This window comes from Bacillota bacterium, assembly GCA_033549065.1.
Classification (GTDB): domain Bacteria; phylum Bacillota; class Dethiobacteria; order DTU022; family DTU022; genus JAWSUE01.
In genome coordinates this window covers 53,729-75,967 of sequence record JAWSUE010000007.1, presented here as the reverse complement: position 1 = coordinate 75,967, position 22,239 = coordinate 53,729, and the positions used below count along the sequence as shown (strand labels likewise).

27 protein-coding genes are annotated in these 22,239 nt (G+C 42.6%); 2 read left to right on the top strand and 25 right to left on the bottom strand.

Going from position 1 to position 22,239, the window contains the following annotated elements; genetic code table 11:
* Positions 1 to 144: 144 nt before the first annotated feature.
* The 6 genes from SCJ97_06235 to SCJ97_06210 form a co-directional block, all read right to left on the bottom strand.
* Positions 145 to 1,119: an ABC transporter ATP-binding protein gene (locus SCJ97_06235; GenBank protein MDW7739640.1), complete on the bottom strand. Its 975-nt coding sequence runs from the start codon at positions 1,117 to 1,119 to the stop codon at positions 145 to 147.
* The gene (locus tag SCJ97_06230) at positions 1,103 to 2,095 is read right to left on the bottom strand and encodes an ABC transporter ATP-binding protein (protein MDW7739639.1); all 993 of its coding nucleotides are present in this window, start codon (positions 2,093 to 2,095) and stop codon (positions 1,103 to 1,105) included. The genes SCJ97_06235 and SCJ97_06230 overlap by 17 nt, the downstream gene beginning before the upstream one ends.
* 2 nt (positions 2,096 to 2,097) lie before the next feature.
* On the bottom strand, positions 2,098 to 2,985 hold the full coding sequence (locus SCJ97_06225) for an ABC transporter permease (protein ID MDW7739638.1): 888 nt from the start codon (positions 2,983 to 2,985) through the stop codon (positions 2,098 to 2,100).
* Between the two features lies 1 nt (position 2,986).
* Positions 2,987 to 4,018, bottom strand: coding sequence for an ABC transporter permease (locus SCJ97_06220; protein ID MDW7739637.1), 1,032 nt, complete (start codon positions 4,016 to 4,018; stop codon positions 2,987 to 2,989).
* A 70-nt stretch (positions 4,019 to 4,088) separates the two neighbouring features.
* Positions 4,089 to 5,756, bottom strand: a complete 1,668-nt coding sequence (locus SCJ97_06215; GenBank protein MDW7739636.1) for an ABC transporter substrate-binding protein — start codon at positions 5,754 to 5,756, stop codon at positions 4,089 to 4,091.
* Positions 5,757 to 6,162: 406 nt separating this feature from the next.
* Positions 6,163 to 7,821: a PucR family transcriptional regulator ligand-binding domain-containing protein gene (locus tag SCJ97_06210; protein ID MDW7739635.1), complete on the bottom strand. Its 1,659-nt coding sequence runs from the start codon at positions 7,819 to 7,821 to the stop codon at positions 6,163 to 6,165.
* 473 nt (positions 7,822 to 8,294) lie between these two features.
* Here SCJ97_06210 and SCJ97_06205 point away from each other — a divergent pair, with 473 nt between their 5' ends.
* Positions 8,295 to 8,831 (top strand): nitroreductase family protein, encoded by a 537-nt coding sequence (locus tag SCJ97_06205; protein MDW7739634.1) that lies wholly within the window; start codon positions 8,295 to 8,297, stop codon positions 8,829 to 8,831.
* Positions 8,821 to 9,114: a DUF6092 family protein gene (locus SCJ97_06200; protein MDW7739633.1), complete on the top strand. Its 294-nt coding sequence runs from the start codon at positions 8,821 to 8,823 to the stop codon at positions 9,112 to 9,114. Before SCJ97_06205 ends, SCJ97_06200 begins: the two co-directional genes overlap by 11 nt.
* A gap of 123 nt (positions 9,115 to 9,237) precedes the next feature.
* Here the strand turns inward: SCJ97_06200 and SCJ97_06195 are convergent, their stop codons facing one another.
* The 19 genes from SCJ97_06195 to map form a co-directional block, all read right to left on the bottom strand.
* Positions 9,238 to 9,972: a geranylgeranylglyceryl/heptaprenylglyceryl phosphate synthase gene (locus SCJ97_06195; protein MDW7739632.1), complete on the bottom strand. Its 735-nt coding sequence runs from the start codon at positions 9,970 to 9,972 to the stop codon at positions 9,238 to 9,240.
* Positions 9,973 to 10,134: 162 nt separating this feature from the next.
* The gene (locus SCJ97_06190; protein ID MDW7739631.1) at positions 10,135 to 11,004 is read right to left on the bottom strand and encodes an MBL fold metallo-hydrolase; all 870 of its coding nucleotides are present in this window, start codon (positions 11,002 to 11,004) and stop codon (positions 10,135 to 10,137) included.
* A 136-nt stretch (positions 11,005 to 11,140) separates the two neighbouring features.
* The gene (rpsI, locus tag SCJ97_06185) at positions 11,141 to 11,533 is read right to left on the bottom strand and encodes a 30S ribosomal protein S9 (GenBank protein ID MDW7739630.1); all 393 of its coding nucleotides are present in this window, start codon (positions 11,531 to 11,533) and stop codon (positions 11,141 to 11,143) included.
* Positions 11,530 to 11,982, bottom strand: a complete 453-nt coding sequence (gene rplM / locus SCJ97_06180) for a 50S ribosomal protein L13 (GenBank protein ID MDW7739629.1) — start codon at positions 11,980 to 11,982, stop codon at positions 11,530 to 11,532. Before rplM ends, rpsI begins: the two co-directional genes overlap by 4 nt.
* A gap of 128 nt (positions 11,983 to 12,110) precedes the next feature.
* Positions 12,111 to 13,439, bottom strand: coding sequence for a 5'-deoxyadenosine deaminase (locus tag SCJ97_06175; protein MDW7739628.1), 1,329 nt, complete (start codon positions 13,437 to 13,439; stop codon positions 12,111 to 12,113).
* A gap of 31 nt (positions 13,440 to 13,470) precedes the next feature.
* Positions 13,471 to 14,232: a tRNA pseudouridine(38-40) synthase TruA gene (gene truA, locus SCJ97_06170; GenBank protein ID MDW7739627.1), complete on the bottom strand. Its 762-nt coding sequence runs from the start codon at positions 14,230 to 14,232 to the stop codon at positions 13,471 to 13,473.
* Positions 14,233 to 14,260: 28 nt separating this feature from the next.
* Positions 14,261 to 15,403, bottom strand: a complete 1,143-nt coding sequence (locus SCJ97_06165) for a uroporphyrinogen decarboxylase family protein (protein MDW7739626.1) — start codon at positions 15,401 to 15,403, stop codon at positions 14,261 to 14,263.
* An 18-nt stretch (positions 15,404 to 15,421) separates the two neighbouring features.
* Positions 15,422 to 16,219 carry an energy-coupling factor transporter transmembrane protein EcfT gene (locus SCJ97_06160; protein ID MDW7739625.1) on the bottom strand — a complete coding sequence of 266 codons (798 nt, stop codon included), beginning with the start codon at positions 16,217 to 16,219 and terminating at the stop codon, positions 15,422 to 15,424.
* Positions 16,216 to 17,076, bottom strand: a complete 861-nt coding sequence (locus tag SCJ97_06155) for an energy-coupling factor transporter ATPase (GenBank protein MDW7739624.1) — start codon at positions 17,074 to 17,076, stop codon at positions 16,216 to 16,218. Before SCJ97_06155 ends, SCJ97_06160 begins: the two co-directional genes overlap by 4 nt.
* Positions 17,052 to 17,912 (bottom strand): energy-coupling factor transporter ATPase, encoded by an 861-nt coding sequence (locus SCJ97_06150; GenBank protein ID MDW7739623.1) that lies wholly within the window; start codon positions 17,910 to 17,912, stop codon positions 17,052 to 17,054. Before SCJ97_06150 ends, SCJ97_06155 begins: the two co-directional genes overlap by 25 nt.
* A gap of 8 nt (positions 17,913 to 17,920) precedes the next feature.
* Positions 17,921 to 18,265 (bottom strand): 50S ribosomal protein L17, encoded by a 345-nt coding sequence (gene rplQ / locus SCJ97_06145; GenBank protein MDW7739622.1) that lies wholly within the window; start codon positions 18,263 to 18,265, stop codon positions 17,921 to 17,923.
* Between the two features lie 21 nt (positions 18,266 to 18,286).
* On the bottom strand, positions 18,287 to 19,234 hold the full coding sequence (locus tag SCJ97_06140) for a DNA-directed RNA polymerase subunit alpha (protein MDW7739621.1): 948 nt from the start codon (positions 19,232 to 19,234) through the stop codon (positions 18,287 to 18,289).
* 52 nt (positions 19,235 to 19,286) lie between these two features.
* Positions 19,287 to 19,913 (bottom strand): 30S ribosomal protein S4, encoded by a 627-nt coding sequence (gene rpsD, locus SCJ97_06135; GenBank protein MDW7739620.1) that lies wholly within the window; start codon positions 19,911 to 19,913, stop codon positions 19,287 to 19,289.
* Between the two features lie 33 nt (positions 19,914 to 19,946).
* Entirely contained in the window at positions 19,947 to 20,339 is a 393-nt protein-coding gene (gene rpsK, locus SCJ97_06130; GenBank protein MDW7739619.1) for a 30S ribosomal protein S11, read from the bottom strand.
* A gap of 31 nt (positions 20,340 to 20,370) precedes the next feature.
* A complete protein-coding gene (rpsM, locus tag SCJ97_06125; GenBank protein ID MDW7739618.1) occupies positions 20,371 to 20,742 on the bottom strand; it encodes a 30S ribosomal protein S13 in 372 nt (123 codons plus the stop codon).
* A gap of 70 nt (positions 20,743 to 20,812) precedes the next feature.
* A complete protein-coding gene (rpmJ, locus tag SCJ97_06120; GenBank protein ID MDW7739617.1) occupies positions 20,813 to 20,926 on the bottom strand; it encodes a 50S ribosomal protein L36 in 114 nt (37 codons plus the stop codon).
* Positions 20,927 to 20,944: 18 nt separating this feature from the next.
* The gene (gene infA / locus SCJ97_06115) at positions 20,945 to 21,166 is read right to left on the bottom strand and encodes a translation initiation factor IF-1 (protein ID MDW7739616.1); all 222 of its coding nucleotides are present in this window, start codon (positions 21,164 to 21,166) and stop codon (positions 20,945 to 20,947) included.
* Positions 21,167 to 21,174: 8 nt separating this feature from the next.
* Positions 21,175 to 21,462 (bottom strand): KOW domain-containing RNA-binding protein, encoded by a 288-nt coding sequence (locus SCJ97_06110; GenBank protein ID MDW7739615.1) that lies wholly within the window; start codon positions 21,460 to 21,462, stop codon positions 21,175 to 21,177.
* Positions 21,463 to 21,475: 13 nt separating this feature from the next.
* Entirely contained in the window at positions 21,476 to 22,231 is a 756-nt protein-coding gene (map, locus tag SCJ97_06105) for a type I methionyl aminopeptidase (protein MDW7739614.1), read from the bottom strand.
* Between the last annotated feature and the right edge of the window lie 8 nt (positions 22,232 to 22,239).

Here is a 22,239-nt window from a genome sequence, read left to right as displayed (position 1 = left end):
TCTCCTTTCTTCAACAGCTTAATTCAAAGCCCTTACAGGTAAAAACAATATTAAGACTATAGTTAATATTAATTAGCCCTCTTACCCCCTTAAAATTATACTCATAGTCTTTATTCACATTTCATGATAATCAGGATCTTACATTCATCTCTTATCTTTTATATACTTGTGGCAAAATACATAGTGTCCAGGTTCTACTTCCCATTTACCGGGAATCTCTTCACTACATAGGCTCATAACATCTGAGCAGCGAGGGTGAAATCCACACCCACTAGGTACATTTACCGGACTCGGAATTTCACCACGAGAAGCAACTTTGACAGGCCTTAGTTGTTCCTCTTCCTCAGATACAACCGGTACAGATGATATAAGCATCCGGGTATAAGGATGAAGTGGATTATGAAAGAAATCAGCTGCCGGAGCTATTTCACAGATCTTGCCCAGGTACATTATCGCAATCCTGTCTGCCACATTTCTCATGACTCCAAGATCGTGGGTAATAAATAAATATGAAAATCCATAATTCTTCTGTAAATCTAACAGCAGGTTTATTACTTTTGCCTGCATCGATACATCTAAAGCTGATGTAGGTTCATCCAATACAATTAGTGAAGGATTCACCGCCAATGCTCTGGCAACACCTACCGACTGTTTTTCGCCTTCACCCAACTCGAGAGGGTGCTTATATATAAAACTGGTTGGGAGCTGAACTCTGTCGAGAAGCTCTTTTACTTTATTGGTGATCTCTTTTTCCGGGACGATTTTATGAACCCGCAAAGGCATGGCAAGAATTTCGTGAACATAATGCCGGGGATTTAAAGATGTTCCGGGATCTTGAAAAACAATTTGTATATCTTTTTTCAATGATTTTGGACGACGGACAGTTCCCATGGAAATATCCTTGCCGCGAAATAAAATTTTGCCGGATGTAGCTCCATAGATACCAACCACAGTATAAGCAACAGTACTTTTCCCTGAGCCCGATTCACCTACCAGACCCAGTGTTTCACCTTCATCCAGGGTTAGGTTAACACCATCAACTGCCTTTACTACTCCCTGGGCTGTATGAAAATATTTTTTCAGGTTATCAATTCTTAGTATTTCAGTCAATTTCTGCACTCCTATAACAAGCTACTTTATGATCTTCCCCTATTTCAAAATAAGGTGGCCTTTCTTTCACACAAATATCTATTTGATAAGGGCAGCGTGGATGAAATCGACATCCACTAGGTGGATTAACATATTCAGGCACTCTTCCCGGAATCCCCTGGGCTATACCTCCACCTGTAAGTCTCGGAACTGCCTGCATCAGGCCGCGGGTATAAGGATGCCGTGGATTATCAAATAGATCTTTGGTTTTAGCTACTTCTACAGTCCTTCCGGCATACATAACATAAACCCTATCCATCCATTCTCTGATTACTCCCAAAGAATGTTCAATATAAAGGGTTGCGGTTTGCCGTTTTTCTACGGAGGACATTAACAATCGCAAAATTTGATCTTGAATGGTCACATCTAATGCCGTACCTGGTTCATCTGCAATTAACAGATTAGCATCAGATACCAACGCCAATGCAATGCATACTCTCTGTTTCATTCCTCCACTTAATTGAACAGGGTAATTCGACAAAAGTCTTTCTGGATCAGGAAGAGCAGCTTCCTTTAAAGCTTTTATTGCTCTTTCCCTTGCTTCTGAAGAAGATATTTTCTTACCAGTTTTTTTCGGAACCTGGCTTTTTATAGCCTGCTGCAACTGCTGTCCAATTGTAAAAACAGGATTCAAGGCAGCAGTCGGATTCTGAAATATTACTGCAATTTCAACACCCCGGATACATTGCATTTCCTTATTGGTTTTTTTAAGCAAGTCCTGCCCTTTATAGATTATTTCTCCGCTATCTACTTTTCCTACCGGCTTTGGTAATATACCCATAATAGCTCTCATAGTTGTAGTTTTCCCGCAACCGGTTTCCCCGACAAGACCTACCTTTTCATCCTGTCTCACCTCTAAATTTAACCCATCAACTACTCGCAAATTTCCTTCATAGGTTTTATAACTTACACAAAGGTTACGAACTTCAAGCAGCTTTTCACTCACCATTATACCTCCTCGACTGCGAGCATATCACGAAGCCCGTCACCTAATAAATTAAATCCCAGAACTACTATAACTATTGCCAGAGCAGGAAAAACAGTCATCCACCATTGATCGGGCATATATTTTGCTCCATCTGCAACCATAGTGCCCAAATCAGGTGTAGGAGGTTGAGCCCCTAAACCGACAAAACTAAGGCTGGAGGCAATAATAATCACAAAACCTAAGTCAAGGGTCATTTTTGTGAATATTGATGAAACACAGTTCGGAAGGATTTCCCTGAATATAATATATGATCTTGACGCTCCGGTAACCTGAGCTGCCTGAACAAAGAATTCATTTTGTAATGAAGATGCTATACCATAGACCAAACGTGCATACCACGGCCACCACATTAGGGTTACTGCCAGCATTGCAAAAAAAACATTCGGCGGTAGTACAGCAGTGATTGCCAAAGCTAATATCAGAGGAGGAACAGAAAGAAAGACATCAGTAATACGCATAATTATCGTATCAATCCATGTATCGCGAAAATAACCTGCAACCAATCCCGAAATAATACCGGGAGGCGCTGCCAGGCCAATAACAACAAAACCCATCATTAATGAAAAGCGAAATCCAAATATAACCCGTGTTAAAATATCTCTGCCAACTGCATCTGTACCCATTAAATGGTTTACACTTGGTGATTGCATGGCATTGCCAAAATCTACAAACGCATCTCTATGTTCAGGGTAAGGAGTAACCCATGGTGCAAATAACGCTAAAAAGATAACAATGATAACAATTGCCAAGCCAATAACGGAAAGCCTGTTTCCGGTGAATTTATACCATGACCTTTTAATATTATCCTTATACACTTCCCATTTATTTTCTTTTATACCATTATTTATCTCAGGCACCAGTACGATCCCTCCTCATGCGAATCCTTGGATCCAAATAAGCAACTACTATATCAACTATTATATTTACAAGAACAAAAGTTATTCCAAGAATCATCACAACAGCAGCAACCGCATTTAGATCTTTTCGGAGAATCGCATTAATGCCATATCTTGAAATACCCGGCCAGTTAAATACGAGCTCTACCAAAAATGCATTACTGAGTAGTGCAGCAAAATCAAGCCCAAGTATGGAAACTGTTGGAATTAGAGATGGTTTTAGAAGATATTTAAACATAATCCTCTGTTCACTAATACCACATGCCCTATGGGCTAATATATAGTCTTTTTGTAAATTATCGCTCATACTTGACCGGGCAATCCTTGCCTGCTGCGATAAACCTGCCATAGAAAGTGCAAGCGCTGGAAGAAAAAGATGGGTAAGCGCACTTAAAAATGCCTTGATATTACCTGTTAACAAACTATCAACTGTTATCATCCCTGTAATAATAGGAGGAGGAGTAATGTGGGCAGCCAAACGGCCCGATATTGGAAATGCTTGCATTACATAACCAAAGAAAAGTACAAAAAAGATAGCAAAAACGAATGCCGGCGTAACCACTCCCAGATATGAAATTACACGTACGACATGATCAAGCCAGGTGTTTCTTTTCATTACGGATAGGACACCTAGCAAAATACCAAATATCGTCATTATAATGCCGGAAAATAATGCAAGCTCAAGTGTCGCTGGTAGAAATGCTTTAATATCTTCGCTAATATTTCTTCGGGTATAAAGAGACATTCCAAAATCACCCTGCACCACACCTTTTAACCATAAAACATATTGTATCGGATAAGGCTTATCAAGATGCATCTCACTGCTTACCTTTTCAACAACTTCCTGTGGTGCACGGGCGCCAAGAGCTAACCTGACCGGATCGCCGGGGACAACCCGGGCTATTACGAAGATCAGTATGGAAAGACCTATTAATACTCCTATTGAGAGGATAAGTCGTTTTAGAATAAATGTTGAGAGCTTCATCCTTAAACCTCCGCACAGCTAATAAAACAAGTGTAAGGAGAGTCCTTTCGGACTCTCCTTACGTGATTGCTTAATTGCCTAATAATTCAGCACGTTTGACAGGATCAACCCTGATAAAACGTGCAGCTAAATTGTAACCCATAACCGGAATCGGATCATTTGCCTGCGGCCACTCAATATAATATGACTGATAAGCATGGCGCTCCATATTATCATAGGCAAAGATCGTAGGTGCAAGATCAACTATCAGATCCTGAATTTGCATGTATATAGCAAATCTCTCTTCGCGATCTACTGTAGCCATAGCCTGTTCAATCAAAGCATCAACTTCAGCATTATTTAGCCACTCTGTCTGTTCCCAACTGCCGGTATTAGAAGAATGGTATTTGGCTTCAAGGATTGAACCTGCTTCACCATAGTGAGGGGAAACCCAGATACTCATGATATGTGGGGTGGTATCTTCACTCCCAGCCCGGTCAATCATCGTCATCCAGGGAGTTTTAACTATTTCTACAGTTAGGCCAATCTTCTGAGCCTCAGCTTGAGTCATTAAAGCAATTTTCTCCAGATCAGCCACTTCAGCCGTCCAGGCATATTCAATCGGGTATTGATCGAATTGCCCTGCGTATTTTGATAAAGCAAGCTCTTGTTCGGCTTTTTCAAGATCATAGCTGTATTGCATTACATTCGGGTTCCAACCTGGCAGTACGCTGGAGACAGGACCTTTAGCCTGCTCTGTGCCCGGATATATATTCTGGACTAATGCATCATAGTTGAAAGCCCATGATAACGCCCTACGCACATGAATATCATCCAGAGGTGGATTCTGTGTATTCATCATCAAATAAAGCTGTCCACCATCCGGCCACCTGGCGATTTCCACACCATCTGTTGCCTCAAGAGAATTAAAGGCTTCCAATGTCTGCCATTGATCGGAAATCTCAATTTCACGTCTCATCATACCGGTTCTTACTGTAGCCGCTTCAGTTGTTCCAATCAGTTCAAAAATATCAGGTGCCATTGGATCAATAAATGCAAAATAGTCATCAAATTTTTCAAGCACCAGGGTGGTTGCTACATCAAATTCCTTAACTTTGTATGCCCCTGAACCTGCATCATTAGTGTTAAGAAATTCTTTCCCATAGTCTCCAAAATCTCCATATGGCCCTTCCTGCAGGTTATCCATTACTAAGTCCTTATTTACAATGTATAACCTGGTAAGTGTAGTCAAAAAAGGACCAAATGGCACCGGAAGGTGAAAATCTACTGTATAGTCATCAATAACTTCAACAGATTCAACTCTACCCCCGAAAATATATGCAAAGCCCTCTCCGATTGCAACTAGACGATCAAAACTAAATTTTACATCTTCTGCTGTAAGTTCTGAACCGTCATGAAACATTACCCCTTCATTTAAAAAGAATCTGTAAGTAAGGTTGTCCTCCGATACTTCCCAATCCCTTGCAAGATGTGGATCAAAAGACCCATCAGATTTAGGATAGATCAAAGTGTCATAAAGGTTGGTCATCGCTGTAGAACTTGAAAAGTCAGAGCCAATTGCCGGATCGATATAGGTCGGCCAGGAAAATGTCTTCCTTAAATATACCGGTCCTTCAACAGAAGGTTCAGGTGTTTCCTCATCTGGTTCAACAACCGGCTCACTCGGTCCACAGCCGAAACTAAATGCAGAAATCAGTAAAAGCACAATCAGTAAGGCAAGTAATTGCCTTCTTAACATTTTACTTACACCCCCTAATTGATAAAACACACAGTAAACTATTTGCCCTGTACTGCTAATATAATCGTGCAAATACGACCTTCTATAAAAACACCTCCCCACATCATTCTGCAATTAACCCTGTTTTAAGGAATAGATAAGCCAGCAAGAATTATTTTTATCTGCAGAAGCTAATTAATAAAATAACCTGTAACAACTGATCAATTCAGTTTCATGTAAAAAGAGATTTAATTTAAGAATGTTCTTTTATAATGGAATTAATCCTTTGTTTTTTGAGGACAAAAAACCAGAATATTCTTAGCGTAGACTGACAATTTAGAATAATGTGGAACTGCGGCAGTTAAAAATCTATCTTCAAGAATCTCGCAGTTTTTCTTCAAAATTAAGCGTTACTGTTATGATATTATTAATCTTGAAGTGAATGTGTAAAGATCCTTTTTAATTTTATAGCTATAAGTGTATCGATACATCTCTCATCTGATAATATATGTTCCCCCCAGAGCTCTTTAGCTTTTCTTACTCGATACTTCACTGTATTTGGATGAACATATAGATACTTACCTGCTTTAACAGGGCTTTTCTGTGTTTCTATAAATACTTCGAGTGTTTTCAAAACATTTTGATCACACTTATCAACTTCAGGAAGAATCATCTCTATAAATCTTCTTACTTCCGGTGTATCAGGAATTTCATTTAATAATCGGTATATACCTAAATCTTCATATGAAATTATAGTCCTGCCATCAAACAACCTATTAACAATAGTTATAGAAGCCTTCGCTTGCGAGTAGCTCAAGGGAAGTGAGTTAAGAGACTTTCCACAAGCTCCGATCCCAATCATCACTTCCGACTTGCCAATTAATTTTTTACATTTAAGCTCAATATCCTGTGCCAAATTATCCAACTCTTCTTTTCGTTTACTATCCGCCCCAGTGTTAAGAATAACAACAATTTCCCCTCTCCGGCCTGATACAAGAGAGTTAGAAAAAGAACCTTCTACTATAATCCTGATTTCTGACATTAGCTCATTAAAATCGAAAGTTACTTTCCTTTTTTTATTTTGCATTATCTGTTTTATCTTAATGTTCCCTGTTTGGATTACCATAACCTGATTTAGCATAGGTATATTTAGACCTAGAACTTCTCCTTGCTTCACAATTGAATCCTCGGAAACATAATTGCCTGATAATAAATCTTCAGAAATATCATTTATCATTTTCTGCCTTTGTTCAGCCAGGTTAATACTTCTTACAAAGTCAAGCGCTATAGCTGAAGATGCATGAGCTATGGCATGAAAATCAATTTCATCAAATTTTTTCAAAATCTCCCAAACCGTTAAATAACCATAAGTTGTTGACTTAATCATAACTGCTTGCAGACCAATGCGAAAATCTTTATTAGAAATATTTATGGTTGTAAAAAGAGGAAATTCACATTTCTGGTTATCCTTAAAAAATATATTAAAATCGTGCAATTTCTCTAACCCAGCCTGCAGAAATTCTCTGCCTCCATCATAATATGGATCATCGGCAACAAGATTTAATGAAGTGTCGAGAAATGCAACTGGATTCTGTACCAATTGTGCAAGTGTAGATATAATTTCTCCTAACTCTGCTCCATTTAATATTGCTTTTATCATCATTGAATTAATTTCTGAAGAGCGACCAAGGAGATATGCTCTTCGGTTTAAAATAGCCTGCATAACCTCGGTTATTACCTTTGTATACGGCATATCACCAGGCATTCTAAGTATTGGTAATGCTAATCGATCAGCAATTTTAATAATCTTTGGATCAAATAATACACCCGGTCCCGGATTAAAACAGATTCCTGCTATCACTTTCGCAAATTCTTCAATAATCTTTACCTGAGCATCATAGTTTTCACGTACACCATAAAAAGCTGTAAGAACCAGTTCACCGCCTTTCAGCCATTGAAAAGGATCAGGCACTTCAAGAACCGTTACATCTCTTACCTCCCGATCCAGGCCTGTCTCACCGGCAATTATTTCCAAACTTTGCAATTCCGGCAGTTCCAGAACTTCTCTGACTGTAATAAACGGCATTATCGAGTTCCTTTCACAGTATTAAAAATAAACCAAGGTGAAGCGTTATGCATAAAAAATGTTTAGAGTGTATTTTTCATTATTGATTACTATTGGACCTTATAGTGTAGTCTTACCATAATTCTACAGCTCAAAGAGGAATCCTTCCCCTTTATGATGGCTGCTTAAACAAATAACAACTTCAAAGAGCATAAGATAAAGAGTATTAACACGCTGTTGACAGGAACAATTAAAAAATGTTATAAAGTAAATGTTTCAGTTTTGCCCAAATTACTGCTAATATTTTATTATTTTCCTATGTACACTTTCATGTCTTCTTTAAAAACAATTTCATATTTTATTTGAGTGTGCATTTACAAACCTTCACAAACATACAATATTAGGGATACTTTAATCGGATAACTTATTTATGCAGTATTGGTTAATATGTTGATAATTACCTTAATTTAACTCTTTTAACAGGAGTGAACAATTTGGAAATCTTTGAATCTATAAAGAGCAGACGAAGCATTAGAAGATATCGGGAACAAGAAATACCTGATGACACCCTGCAAACTCTCGTTGAAGCTGCTCATTGGGCTCCCAGTGCGGGGAATATAAATCCCAGGATATTTCTGTCGGTTAAGGAAGCTAATACAGTGGAAGCTATTAAATCTTTATCTCCGGGAATGTTTGGAAAACCTGCAGCAGTTTTGGTCCTCTGTGGCGATCAGGCAAAAGCCAAAGAAAAGGCCAGTTCAAATGGTTATATATACTCAATTATGGATGTTGCAATGGCAGCTCAAAATCTTTTACTGGCAGCTCACGCTCTGGGTCTTGGGGCATGCGTAATACGCTCTTTCCATGCAAAAGCCATCGGCACACTCATAGGATTGCCTGAAAACATAGTACCAGAACTTCTTGTTGCACTTGGTTACCCTGAAGGGGATCAACCAAGAGGGATCAGGCCTGCCTTAGAAGATGTTTATTATAGGGAATATTACTGCAGAGGTGTGTGTAATGGAAAATGATAAGTTGCTAATGAATTCATACAAACTGATATGTTATATGGCAACAAGTGCTTGTAATCTTATTGGTGAACCGCCACTGTATGGCCCTTTTCGATTGGTCGATGCTTCCAGTCGCCTTATCGATATTCTTGAAGAAGCGGGATCAGTAAATAAGGATTTAGTTGAAGCAAGAAAACTAATTGAAGATAAAAAATATCTTGTAATGAATGACGAAGAAGCATTCAGTGCATTTCTTAATGAGCTAGTTTTGAAGTTAGCCGAAGGCTACAGGGAAAAGATATAAGGTCAAAATAACATCCACATTTAACACTTCGACTAATATAAGAAAATAAACTAAATCAATTATTGCCCGGGATTGAAAACCCGGGCAACATAACCTTGATAAATAGTATTTATTTTAAGTAAATCAATCTTTCAGTGCGCTTAAAATCGAACGAAGGCGTTCACGATAACCGGCTGTTTCAATAACGGTTCCGGTAACAACAATATCGGCCCCAGCCTGACGTACCCTGCGGGCGTCGATAGCCGTTCTGATCCCGCCTCCAACGATCAGTGGAATGGAGAGTTCCCTTTTCACCGATCTGATCATTCCGGCTGGTACCGGCTGGGCCGCCCCGTTTCCTGCCTCCAGGTAAACATAGGACATACCCATGAATTCAGCAGTGAGGGCGTAGCCAATGGCATCCCAGAAATTATCGCGAGCTACCAGATCGGCTTCCCCGATTTCTCCCAGTTTCATACCGGGTTCAACTAGAATATATCCAATTGAAAGCACTTCGACCTCAAGACGCTTTAACACGAGAGCCAGACGTGATTGAGTGCCGCTGATAAAATGGGAATTTCGTGAATTTAGCAGGCTGAGGAAAAGAAAGGCATCAAGATTTAAGCTGATCGATTCCGTCCCGGTGGGAAAATAAAGAACGGGAATAGATACTTTCTCCTTGACAGCATCGGCAGTTTCGGATAGTATTCTCTGTGTTCCACCCGAGGAGCCACCAACAAAAATAAGATCACTGCCCACTTCCTGGGCCGTTTCTGCAAGTCTTCCAGCAGCATCAGGGGTCTGCCGCGATGGGTCAATCAATGTTATATGAACTGCTCCCTGGCTGAGTTTTTCTTCTATATATTGTTGGACTTTCATCAGTTTTACCTTCTTCTTGAGTCCTGTCCGGGGCATCCCAAAACAAGATTATAGCACCCTGACCAAGACCAGAATGGTGTATCGCCTGTTCCATATTCTTAAGCATATTATAGTCCAGTTTGGAGGGTTTGACAACTTGACAACAGTGAGATTTTAGACAGATTACAATACTTCAATTGTGCTATCTGGCATTATTGCAATTTTTCCGCACTCAATCATGTCCTGTAGATGCTTTTCAACGATAGACTTCTCAAAATGGCGCAGCACTTCCTGCCCGTAATGGCGCTTGTAAATAATCTTCTTATCAACCAGTTGATCCAGGTTCAGCGGCTCTTTCCTCAAAGCTGATAATATTGCTTCATCACGCTGGTCAATCACCGCTTCATATTCTGCCAGTTTCTGATCCAGGTGCTTATTTATCGGTGCGGTATGGCCGGTTATAAGAATGTCAGGCTTAATAGCTCTTAACCGGCGAATAGATTGCCGGAATTTTTTGATGTCAGAAGCGGGATTGCCATACCAGGGGCCAAAGGTGGTCAGGTCAATATCAGTAGCAAAGACCAATCCACATTTCTCAACCAAAAGACCGCAGTGGCCGGCTGTGTGCCCCGGGAAATGCAGTACTTTTACATCAAGGCGGGCACCTTCCAGATAATCGCCTTCCTGCAGGTAGCAGTCAATCTTTATCGGTTCAAATTTGACCTGCCTGACTATCTTCCAGTAGGCATCAATATCGACATGGTCCAAACCGGTTAGACGGTAAAACCCTTCAAGAGATTCTACTCCGGGAGCATCAACCGGGTGCATTAAAAATTTTGCCCCGGTAAAAAGATGGCTTAAAGCCACATGATCCCGGTGATAATGGGTCAGAAAAACCTGCCTGATTTTTGGAATCAAATCCTTTAATACAGAACCGGCCCCGGTATCAACCAGGATGTTTTCCTCCCCTTCCAGAAAAATTGAATGGGCATGAGGATATCGGCCTTTATTTTCACCTTCGATAAACCACAATCCGTCAACTATCTCTTTCATCCAGCATCTGTCTCCTTGATTCCCATTTGAACAGCCATAAGGCTAAATCAAAGCCCACATCCGGTGTCCTTGCGGGTCACCTCTGCGGGCAATTAAAACCAGTATTCTATAAATAATCTGCCTTTTAAAGGAACTTTTAACGTTTTGAGAATTGAGGCGCTTTACGTGCCTTTTTCAAGCCGTATTTCTTACGTTCTGTCATGCGCGGATCCCGTGTAAGATAACCATTACGTTTCAGAACCGGTCTGTATTCGCCATCTGCATGCAGCAGAGCCCGGGCTATTCCGTGCCTGATTGCACCGGCCTGCCCGGAAAACCCGCCACCTTCAACTTTGGCGATAACATCGAACCGACTTTCAGTTTCAGTAGCAACCAGCGGCTGTCTGACAATAAGCTTGAGAGTTTCCAAACCGAAATACTGATCCATTTCTTTCCCGTTAATGACTATCTTGCCGTTACCCGGTAAAAGCCTTACTCTGGCTACCGATTTTTTACGGCGTCCGGTGCCCATATACTGAACTTCGCTCAAGATTTAGGGCCTCCTTCCGTCTTAACTTCCGGCCCTTCTCCCCAGACTACCGGCTGTTGAGCCTGATGAGAGTGCTGGTCATCTCTGTATACACGCAATTTTTTAAGCATTGCGCGACCCAGGCGATTATGGGGAAGCATGCCCCGAACTGCTTCATAAACAGCTTTTTCAGGTTTTGTTGCCATCAAAACTTCATAAGGTATTTTCTTCAGTCCGCCGGGATAACCTGAATGCCTGTAATAATTTTTTTGTTCCAGCTTGCGCCCGGTTAACACGACCTGGCTGGCATTAAGAATAATGACATGATCACCTGTATCCAGGTGAGGAGTAAATTCTGGTTTATGCTTCCCTCTCAATAAACGGGCTGCTTCTGTTGCCACTCTGCCCAAAGGCCGTCCGGCAGCATCAATAACATACCAGCGCCGATTTATTTCATGAGGTTTAGCCATGTATGTAGTACGCAATTCTACCCTCTCCTTTTACCTCTTCCAGTAAAGCCACAACCTACATTCTAATATACCGGGCTAGCCCTGTCAAGCTATAACAGGCTGTTTCAAGCTATTTTTAGCTATTTTTTTTATATGGCACCCAATCGGGTGAGAATCTTCCTGATTAATCGCTCAGACCCCCGATATACCTCTTTTTCGTCGATTGTCTGCACTGTACCGTTTTCAAAAACGATCCTTCCGTCAACCATTGTCAGCACTACATCTGAAGATTGAGCTTCATAAACAAGCCTGTTGTAGATGTTACTTCCCGTTGCCGGTATGCTGTGAGCACGATCCAGATCCAAAATGGCCAGATCGGCTTTTTTGCCTGGTTCGATTGAACCAATTTGAGTTTCAAGGCCCATTGCTTTAGCCCCACCAAGGGTGACCATCTCAAATGCTTTCTCTGCAGGCATAGCTGTAGGGCCAAAGAATGGTTTTTGCAGCAGGGCTGCCAGGCGCATCTCCATAAAGGGATCCATATTATTATTACAGGGTGCACCGTCAGCCCCCAGTGAAATGCTTATTCCCATCTCCTGCATTGTAGTTATCCGGGCAATTCCGGAACCCAGTTTCAGATTTGATGATGGGCAGTGGACTACTTTCGTACCACTTTCTTTCAAGATCTCCAGTTCTTCATCATCGACCCAGATACAGTGGGCCAGGATTAACCTTTCTCCGGTCAAACCTAGATCGGCAAGATAATGAATGTTGCCTTTTCCGAATGATTGTTTAACTGCCTTAGTTTCATCTTCATTCTCCGCAGCATGGCTGTGTATAAGGACTTGATTTTTTTCAGAAAGATCTCTGATCTCAAGGAGCATTTCCTTGCTGCAGGAAAGCACAAACCTTGGGTTAAATGCATATTGAATACGGTTATTGGAACTACCATGCCATTTTTCAAGCAGATCGACACTATCCTGAATTGATTTTCCGGTACTTTCCATCATACGTGGTGGAACATCGTTTCCGGTATCCATCATGCATTTACCACCTATAGCCCGGATCCCTGTTTCGGTCATCGCCTGAAAAACAGAGTCAGTATAATGGACAGTGGCCATATCTACAATAGATGTTGTACCGTTTCGAAAAAGTTCACAGATTCCCAATAGCGCTGAGTAATACAAGGTATATGCGTCGTGTGCTGCTTCCATCGGCCAAATCTTTTTACTCAGCCAGTCCAGTAAGGCAAGGTCATCGGCCTGCCCCCTGAAAAGTGTCTGGGCCAGATGGACATGAGTCTGGATAAGCCCGGGAATAATTATCTTGCCATTCAGATCGATCTCTTTGTCGGCAAAAAAAGTTCTGTCTCCGATTGCTTTTATCTGGTCGTTTTCAATCAGTAAATTACCAAAAATCACGTTTCTGGATGAATCCATGGTAACAATTTGAGCATTTTTGAAAAGCAAAGAAGTCATCTTTTCTTCCACCCCCATGTCCGCTAATTATTCACACCTCTTCAACAAGCCCATCATAAGATATCCATTCCAGGCATAAACCACGTGCCGGAGCGGTAGGCCCGATTAATGCAGGATTACCTGTCAGAAGGGCTTCACTGACAACTGAGCCTGGCAGCCTTTTTTGGGCCACCTGGACGAGAGTCCCGGTTATGAGTCTGGCCATGCGGTAAAGAAATCCACTTCCTTCATAGTGGATTACCAATAGATCTTTTTCGGGGATAATATTTATTTCAACCCTGTAGAGAGTCCGAAAAGTATCTTCAACCAGGCTCCCCACCGCCTGGAAAGCTTTAAAATCATGGGTTCCTTCAAGAAGCTTAGCCGTTTCGCCCATCAGGTTAAGATCCAGAGCGTCAGGAAGATGCCAGCTATAGAGTCTGAGCATTACCTGGGGGAATAATGCGCGATCCAAGGTGTAGCTGTAAGTTTTCCGACTGGCATTGAACCGGGCATGAAAATCTTCAGGAACTTCACGGGTGTCAATAATCACAATATCTTCCGGTAAAAGTGAGTTCAGCGCATAGGGTATTTTATTGATGGCGATCGGAAAGGGGGCTGTAAAACTGGCTCTCTGTCCCCGTGCATGCACCCCCGCATCTGTCCTCCCGGCGCCATTTATCCTCACCGGCTGTTTATAGATAATTTCCAGCGCCTGTTCAATGCTTTGTTGAACGGTAGGTGCATTAGGCTGGATCTGAAAACCACTGTAAGCGGTCCCATCATAACTGATTGTCAACAATAGATTACTCATACGAAAACTTCCCACAAAAAAATGTTTATTAATAACCACCATGTTCCAGGGCAGTCTGATACATGGTTAATACCTTTTCGGCAGACACTCCGGGTAAAACAGCATGTATAGGGGCATATACATACCCTCCACCAGGTTTTAGGATATTAATTACCCTTTCCACTTCTTCCCGGACCTGCGATACAGAGCCAAAGGGCAATATACCCTGCGCATCACATCCACCACCCCAAAAGCAAATTCTATCACCAAAATTTTTTTTCAGATTAATGCAGCTCATGTCTTTTGCCGAGTACTGGATAGGGTTAATTATATCAACGCCCATTTCAATCAGATCTGGTAGGAATTCATACACCGAACCGCAGCTATGAAACAAAATTTTAGCATCGGTCCTCGATTTTACAAATGAAAAAAGCTTTTGATGAAAAGGTTTGATCAGTTTCCTGTAAATTGCCGGATTGATCATCGGCCCGCTTTGGATACCGAGGTCATCTGCGATAGCTATACAGGTGAGATACTCACCAACCAACTCCAGAGCTTTACGAATCCATTCCTCATGCCAGAGAAGCAATTTTTCCGATATAGCCCGAATAAAATCATGATTAACTGCAATATCGGTATATAGTTTTTCATAGCCGGTCAGCCAACCGATCATGCCCATTATTTGTGAACCAACCGGGGTATTAAGAATTAGAGCGTAATCAGTATTTTCATATAAAGATTTAACTTCTTCTCGAAATCCTTTAAACCTGCCTTGATCCAGAGGGTCAGGCCATGGATAAAGATCAAGATCAGCTATTCCCGCATTGTCGAGAGGGTGTTTGATGAAATCGTACTGATATGAGTGCTCTGCTTTTCTGTAGTGGATGTTCCACTCATCGATATATGAATTATCTGTCCTGTTTAATTCAAACCGGAAATTTCCGGCAGGTTTTGAATTTATGCCATAAGTATCTATCTTCAGCTTGTCAAGTACAACCGGATGAGCTTTAACCGTTTGGGCACTGAATGAAACAAATTGATAGTCATCCTGCTCAACACCCAGTTGTTTATTAACTTCTTTGGCTACTTCCAGATGGTATGCTGTAAAAAATGTTGTTCCCAGGTCAAGGGGAACCCTGTCCGCTTCCTGATGATTCAAAACTCTTTCAACCCTTTGTCTGGATGTTAACATTAACTTTTCTCTCCTCGTTTAAAAATTATAGACAAGGGCAATCATCAGTAAAACCAAAACAGATATTAATGCTGCCCAGTCTCTGAAAGTTATTAAGTCTCTTTGCAATCTAGTTCTTTTAGCTCCTATTCTATAACCGCGGGCTTCCATGGCCAGGGCAAGTTCATCTGCTCTCCTGAAAGCGCTGATAAATAGCGGAACTATCAGGGGAACCATGCTTTTTGCTTTCCTGAATATAGAGCCAGTTTCAAAATCTGCTCCTCTGGACAGCTGGGCACGCATCAATCGCTGGCTTTCTTCCATCAGAGTAGGGATAAACCGTAAAGCAACGGCCATGATCATGGCCACTTCCTCTGTTGGTAAACCGAGGCGATTAAAGGGTTTTAAAAAATATCCCATGCCATACGTCAAAGATAGTGGGGTTGTCGTCAGCGTTACAAGCAGGGAAAAGAGAATGAGGGTAAAGAGGCGTGTTATTATGAAGATCCCCTGGGTTACTCCATCCGATTCAACTGTAACCGATCCGATTCTTAATAGTACCACTCCACCCTTGGTAAAGAAAAAATAAATAATCAGCGCAAAAAGAGCAATCATCATGATCGGTCTTAAGCTGCGCAAAAAGTAACGGAAAGGTATCTTTGAAATTGCAAAAAGCAGCAGGGCAAATATTAGCAGGATTAACAAACCTGTCATCGTCTGCATGGTGAAAAGCAAAACCAACATTGCGAGTAAAGTGATTATTTTCAATCGCGGGTTTAAAAGGTGAATGAAGCTCTCACCCGGCAGGTACTGACCAAGAGTAATACTACGGCTCATTTGCTATGCCACCTAAAAACCTTATTTATTTCATTCCTTGCATCGTCCAATGTGTATACTGCTGTTTTAACCGGCAAACCTTCTTTAGCAAGTTCATTCATCAGTTCTGAAAGAGCAGGCAACTCCAATCCTAAATCAAATAGTTCTTCTCTTTTTGAAAATACTTCGTTTCTGCTTCCTGACATGACAAGTTTGCCGTTATGAAGAACCAGAACTGTATCAGCCAGCGCGGCAGCTTCATCAAGATGATGGGTGGAGATAATTACAGTCAGGCCGCTTTCATGGTTAAGTTTTTCAAGAAGCCGAAATAAATTATTTTGTCCTGCCGCATCCAGCCCTGCAGTCGGTTCATCCAGAACCAGTACCTCTGGTTGAAGAGATAATACAGCTGCTACAGCAACAAGACGCTTTTGCCCGGCACTCAGTTGAAAAGGGTGATGGTCCATGTACTCCTCAGCATCCAGTCCAACTTTTTCCAGTGCCTCCACTACTCTGTTTCTGACATCCCCTTCAGGTAGTCCGAGGTTGCGCGGGGCAAAGGCTACTTCATCAAAAACAGTCTCAGAAAAAAATTGATCTTCGGGCATCTGAAATACAAGACCTATTCGCCGTCTCAGCAGAAGTAATTCATGTTTATCTGCACCGATTGCTTTATCCTCAAAATAAACTTGTCCGGAGGTGGGTTTGAGAAGTCCGTTTAAGTGCTGGATCAGGGTTGATTTGCCTGAACCGGATGGACCGATTAGCAAAGTAAAACAACCCTTCCCCAGGCTGAAAGAAATATCGCGAAGCGCCTCGGTGGCAAAGGGAGAACCGGGCATGTATGTATGGCTTAAATTTTTCGTTCCAATGAACATAAACTTTCAATCAACTCCCGGTTATGAAGCAGCATGGGTTTGAGTTGTAAACCATCCCGGCGAAGCGCTGCTGCAAGTTCCACTGCTGTAGTTCCTCTCAGACCTAAATTATGGAGCAGAGAAAGATCTGTTAGAACCTCTTGTGGAGAACCCTGAGTTACAATTGAACCATGATCAAGAAGGACTATCCGGTCAGCCAGGGCTGCTTCGGTAGGAAAATGGGTAACATGGACAATGGCAATACCGTGATCTCTGTTTAACGCTGCAACAGTCTTTAGAACTTCTCGCCGCCCGGCGGCATCAAGCATCGCAGTCGGCTCATCCATCAAGATACACCCCGGCTGCATGGCCAGAACCCCGGCAATTGCAACCCGCTGTTTTTCTCCGCCTGATAGCATATGCGGCGGTTGCTTCAGAACTCTGTCAAGACCCAGTTGGCTCGCAGCAGAATATACCCTCTCCCTGATCTCTTCGGTTGGCAAAGCCAGGTTTTCCGGGCCAAAAGCAATATCTTCCTCAACAGTAGTAGCAACAAGCTGATTATCTGGGTTTTGAAAAATCATCCCGCACCTGCGCCTTATCTCAGGCAACATTTCTTCATCAGCTGTAGAAATGCCCTCAACCAAGACCTCACCGGAGGAGGGAATCAGGAGGGCATTAAAAAGTTTCATTAAAGTAGTTTTTCCGGAACCATTGGGACCAATCAGGGCGACATATTCGCCCTTTTTAATAACCATATCAATTCCGGAAAGTGCAGGCGAAGATTCTGTCTCTTCTCCTGGATAATTATAAGATACTGCTTTCGCTTCAATAAAAATATCTTTTAGACCGGCCATTTTGTCAATCAGTCGGATACAAGCTCCAGGATGACCATCGGAGCACTGTCCCCACGTCTCGGTCCTTTCTGGATTATACGTGTGTAACCCCCGTCACGAGCTTCCATTTTAGGCCCGATTTTTTCAAAAAGGTTTGTTACAACATCTTCATCCAGTAAAAAGGCCAATGCCTGTCGGCGTGCATGCAGATCGCCTCTTTTGCCAAGTGTAATCATTTTCTCGGCCAGCGGGCGGATTGCGTTAGCTTTGGCAGCAGTGGTTTCTATTCTGCCGGATCGTAGAAAAGATGTAACCAGACCACGCAGCAGCGCTCGTCGGGGTCCACTTTTACGACTCAGTTTCTGGTATGGCATTCTAAACTTCCTCCTTGAAGGCTACTCTCCGCTCTTGTTAAAAGCAAAGCCCAATTCTTCAAGCTTTTGCTCCACTTCCTCAAGCGACTTTTTACCCAGGTTGCGTACTTTCATCATTTCATCTTCTGTCTTCCGCACCAGTTCGCCAACGGTATTTATTCCGGCCCTCTTCAGACAATTGTACGAACGCACAGAAAGATCAAGCTCCTCAATAGTCATGTCAAGCTTACGTTCGCGATCTTCTTCCTGACGATCAGAGGCAATCTCAACATCATCAACCTGTTCTGTAAGGTTAACAAACAGGGAGATATGGGTATTCAGTATTTTTGCAGCAAGGCTGATCGCTTCATCAGGCCGAATACTCCCATCAGTCCAAACCTCAAGGGTTAACTTATCATAGTCTGTTATCTGACCAACACGAGTATTCTCAACCTGGTAATTAATTTTTCGAATTGGCGAAAACATCGAATCAACAGGAATTACACCAATCGGCTGTTGTGCCATCTTATTACGTTCAGCCGGAACATATCCCCTTCCGTTTTGCGCAGTCATCTCAATGTATAACCTGGCATTTTCCTCAAGGGTACAGATGTGATGTTCACCATTTAAGATATCAACATCTGAAGGGGCATTGATATCCTGTGCGCGAACCGCTCCTGCTTTATCGGTATCGATAACCAGAGTTTGCGGTTCATCAGAGTGTATCTTCAGCGAAACTGCTTTCAGGTTTAAGATTATCTCAATGGTGTCTTCCAAAACTCCCGGTAAATTCGAGAATTCGTGTAATGCTCCGTCAAATTTCACATTGGTTATGGCCGCTCCGGGTAGCGATGAGAGCAAGATTCTGCGCAGCGCATTGCCCAGTGTTGTTCCATAGCCTCTCTCCAAAGGTTCCACAACAAAACGGCCGTAATTATTCTGATCACTCTTCTCAACAAATTCAATTTTCGGCTTTTCAATTTCAATCATAATTGATCCTGTTTACCCTCCTCGTTTGATATATTGAGGGTGCTATATACAATTAACGGGAATAAAGTTCGACGATTAAGTGCTCTGTTAAAGGAACATCTATCTCATCGCGCTGTGGAATCCTGATAATCCGACCTTCCAGTTTTTCATGATCCACTTCCAACCAGTCCACGGTTCCCTGCTGATCCCTTGCCTCAGCAATCAGTTTGAAAACTGGCTTATTTTTGCATTTATCCCGAACGGCAATAACATCTCCTACCCTCGTTAGGTATGAAGGTATGTCGACCTTACGACCATTAACCTGGAAGTGACCGTGATTGATCAGCTGCCTCGCTTCAGAACGTGACCTGGCCAGGCCTAAACGGTAAACTATGTTATCCAGGCGGCTTTCCAAAAGCTGCAGTAAAATTTCACCGGTAACACCTCTGCGGCGATCGGCTTCCTTAAAGTAACGGCGGAACTGCCTTTCCATAACTCCATATATACGGCGGGCCTTTTGCTTTTCACGCAGCTGCTGGCCGTACTCAGAAAACTTTTGACGGCCCTGACCGTGTTCTCCCGGTGGGTATGCGTGACGCACCACCCCGCATTTATCAGAATAGCAGCGATCCCCTTTTAAATAAAGTTTATCTTTTTCTCTGCGGCATAAACGACAAACTGCTCCTGTATGGCGTCCCATATTGGTTTATGTTACACCTCCTTCTAAAAATAACTAAACTCGCCGCCTTTTAGGCGGACGGCAACCGTTATGCGGAATCGGAGTTACATCTTTAATAGCATTAACTTCGAGTCCTGCAGCCTGAAGTGAACGAATAGCCGCTTCACGACCGGCTCCCGGCCCTTTTACAAATACTTCTACCTGTCTCATGCCGTGTTCCATGGCTACCTTGGCAGCAGCTTCGGCAGCGAGCTGAGCGGCAAAAGGAGTTGATTTACGCGAGCCCTTGAATCCCACATTTCCGGCGCTGGACCAGGAAATGCTGTTTCCGTCCACATCGGTTATACTGATAAATGTATTGTTAAAGGTTGATTTAATATGAGCAACCCCGCGTTCAATATTTTTTCTTTCACGACGTTTGGTGCGGGTAGTTTTTTTCTTAACCAATTTTCACCAGTTCCTCCCTTCTAGGGTCATCCTATTTCTTACGGCGGATACCGACTGTTTTGCGCGGGCCTTTGCGAGTCCGGGCATTATTCTTCGTTTTTTGTCCCCGAACCGGCAGACCACGTCTGTGCCTGATTCCGCGGTAGCAGCCAATTTCGACCAGTCGTTTGATGTTAAGAGCCACCTCACGACGCAAGTCACCTTCGACGTTATAGTTTTTATCGATAAATTCACGCAGCCGTCCGAGCTCATCCTCGGTTAAATCTTTTACCCTGGTTTCGGGACTAACCCCGGTATGTGACAGGATATCTGCCGCTCTGCTTATACCGATTCCGTAAATATAGCTCAGCGCAACTGCTACTCGTTTGTCACGCGGTAAGTCTACACCTGCAATTCTGGCCAATCGATTAACACCTCCTTAAATAAAGTCCCCCTGTTGTTTTCTGCTTCAGCATAAGCCAGGTAATTCACGCTTAGCCCTGTCTCTGCTTGTGCTTCGGGTTCTGGCAGATAATAACAACCCTACCCTTACGCCGAATTATCTTACATTTTTCACACATTTTTTTTACTGAGGGCCTCACCTTCATGATAACCAGTCCTCCTTATTACTTGTAACGGTAGGTAATGCGCCCCCGAGTTAAATCGTAAGGCGATAGCTCAACCAATACCCTGTCACCCGGCAGAATTCGGATAAAATTCATCCGGATTTTTCCGGATACATGAGCCAGAACCTTGTGCCCATTTTTCAGCTCAACCCTGAACATGGCGTTTGGCAATGGTTCGACTACAGTACCTTCCACTTCAACAACATCTTTTTTCTTGCTCATGCTACCAGTTAAACCTCCTCCTCGGGTGACCCGGCCACCGGAACTACTTCTTTTAAATATTTGGCAATTTGATTGTCATCCATACTTTCCGGATCCGTCATGTCTCCCAGATCTGCCCGGCGCTCATAGTGTTGAAGATGAGCCTTATTTTTCTTCTTAGGACGGGCGACAGGCTTACTGCGCCCATTGACCAGTAATACATAATTTTGTTCAATTTCTTTAAGCACCAGGTAATGCTTATTTTTATCGCGACCGGCAAGTGAACGGACCAATTGCCCCGGTTTTAACTCTGCCAATTACTCCGCCCCCCTAATTCAGGTTTGAAGAGGTAAGTACCTCCGGGCCGTTTTCACCCAATGCCACAGTATGCTCAAAGTGAGCAGACAAGCTGCCATCAGCTGTTACAACCGTCCACTGATCTTCAAGAACTTTCACTTCCCAGCTACCGTGATTAACCATCGGTTCAATAGCCAGTACAATTCCCTGCTGCAACCGTGGTCCTCTCCCCGGTAAACCGAAATTCGGAACCTGGGGTTCTTCATGCATCTCTTCCCCAATGCCGTGACCGACATAGTTACGGACTACCGAAAAGTGATTTTGTTCCACAAAAGTCTGCACTGCATGCGATATATCAGAAAGCCTCCGGCCTTCTTTCATCGCCCCGATTGCTTTCTGCAGGGAACCCCTGGTAACATCTATCAGGCTTTGAGCTTCAGAGGATATCCGGCCAACCGGAAAGGTTGCCGCAGCATCTCCGTAATACCCATTTAAACGGACACCAACGTCAATGCTGATTATATCGCCCTCGTTAAGCTTACGCAACCCGGGAATCCCATGCACAACTTCATTATTAATCGATGTGCAAATTGATGCGGGGAAATTATGATATCCCAGAAAAGCCGGTTCTGCATTGTACTTGCGGATACATTTTTCCGCAATCTTATTCAGCATAGCGGTGGGTATGCCAACTTTAACTGCAGTTTCAAGTTCATCAAGTACTTCAGCTACTATCTTACCCGCTTCTCTCATCAATTGTATTTCCCGCAACGATTTCAGTTTGATCATAATGATCT

Excerpts from the sequence above, each read along its gene's own strand:
- SCJ97_06210 (MDW7739635.1), bottom strand. The coding sequence starts at position 7,821 with ATGCCGTTTATTACAGTCAGAGAAGTTCTGGAACTGCCGGAATTGCAA.
- SCJ97_06175 (MDW7739628.1), bottom strand. The coding sequence starts at position 13,439 with ATGACTTCTTTGCTTTTCAAAAATGCTCAAATTGTTACCATGGATTCA.
- SCJ97_06150 (MDW7739623.1), bottom strand. The coding sequence starts at position 17,912 with ATGGCCGGTCTAAAAGATATTTTTATTGAAGCGAAAGCAGTATCTTAT.
- SCJ97_06140 (MDW7739621.1), bottom strand. The coding sequence starts at position 19,234 with ATGATTGAAATTGAAAAGCCGAAAATTGAATTTGTTGAGAAGAGTGAT.
- SCJ97_06190 (MDW7739631.1), bottom strand. The coding sequence starts at position 11,004 with ATGAAAGAGATAGTTGACGGATTGTGGTTTATCGAAGGTGAAAATAAA.
- SCJ97_06200 (MDW7739633.1), top strand. The coding sequence starts at position 8,821 with ATGGAAAATGATAAGTTGCTAATGAATTCATACAAACTGATATGTTAT.
- rpmJ (MDW7739617.1), bottom strand. The coding sequence starts at position 20,926 with ATGAAGGTGAGGCCCTCAGTAAAAAAAATGTGTGAAAAATGTAAGATA.
- map (MDW7739614.1), bottom strand. The coding sequence starts at position 22,231 with ATGATCAAACTGAAATCGTTGCGGGAAATACAATTGATGAGAGAAGCG.
- SCJ97_06215 (MDW7739636.1), bottom strand. The coding sequence starts at position 5,756 with ATGTTAAGAAGGCAATTACTTGCCTTACTGATTGTGCTTTTACTGATT.
- rpsD (MDW7739620.1), bottom strand. The coding sequence starts at position 19,913 with ATGGGACGCCATACAGGAGCAGTTTGTCGTTTATGCCGCAGAGAAAAA.
- infA (MDW7739616.1), bottom strand. The coding sequence starts at position 21,166 with ATGAGCAAGAAAAAAGATGTTGTTGAAGTGGAAGGTACTGTAGTCGAA.
- SCJ97_06195 (MDW7739632.1), bottom strand. The coding sequence starts at position 9,972 with ATGAAAGTCCAACAATATATAGAAGAAAAACTCAGCCAGGGAGCAGTT.
- SCJ97_06165 (MDW7739626.1), bottom strand. The coding sequence starts at position 15,403 with ATGTTAACATCCAGACAAAGGGTTGAAAGAGTTTTGAATCATCAGGAA.
- SCJ97_06220 (MDW7739637.1), bottom strand. The coding sequence starts at position 4,018 with ATGAAGCTCTCAACATTTATTCTAAAACGACTTATCCTCTCAATAGGA.
- truA (MDW7739627.1), bottom strand. The coding sequence starts at position 14,232 with ATGAGTAATCTATTGTTGACAATCAGTTATGATGGGACCGCTTACAGT.
- rplQ (MDW7739622.1), bottom strand. The coding sequence starts at position 18,265 with ATGCCATACCAGAAACTGAGTCGTAAAAGTGGACCCCGACGAGCGCTG.
- rplM (MDW7739629.1), bottom strand. The coding sequence starts at position 11,982 with ATGGCTAAACCTCATGAAATAAATCGGCGCTGGTATGTTATTGATGCT.
- SCJ97_06155 (MDW7739624.1), bottom strand. The coding sequence starts at position 17,076 with ATGTTCATTGGAACGAAAAATTTAAGCCATACATACATGCCCGGTTCT.
- SCJ97_06160 (MDW7739625.1), bottom strand. The coding sequence starts at position 16,219 with ATGAGCCGTAGTATTACTCTTGGTCAGTACCTGCCGGGTGAGAGCTTC.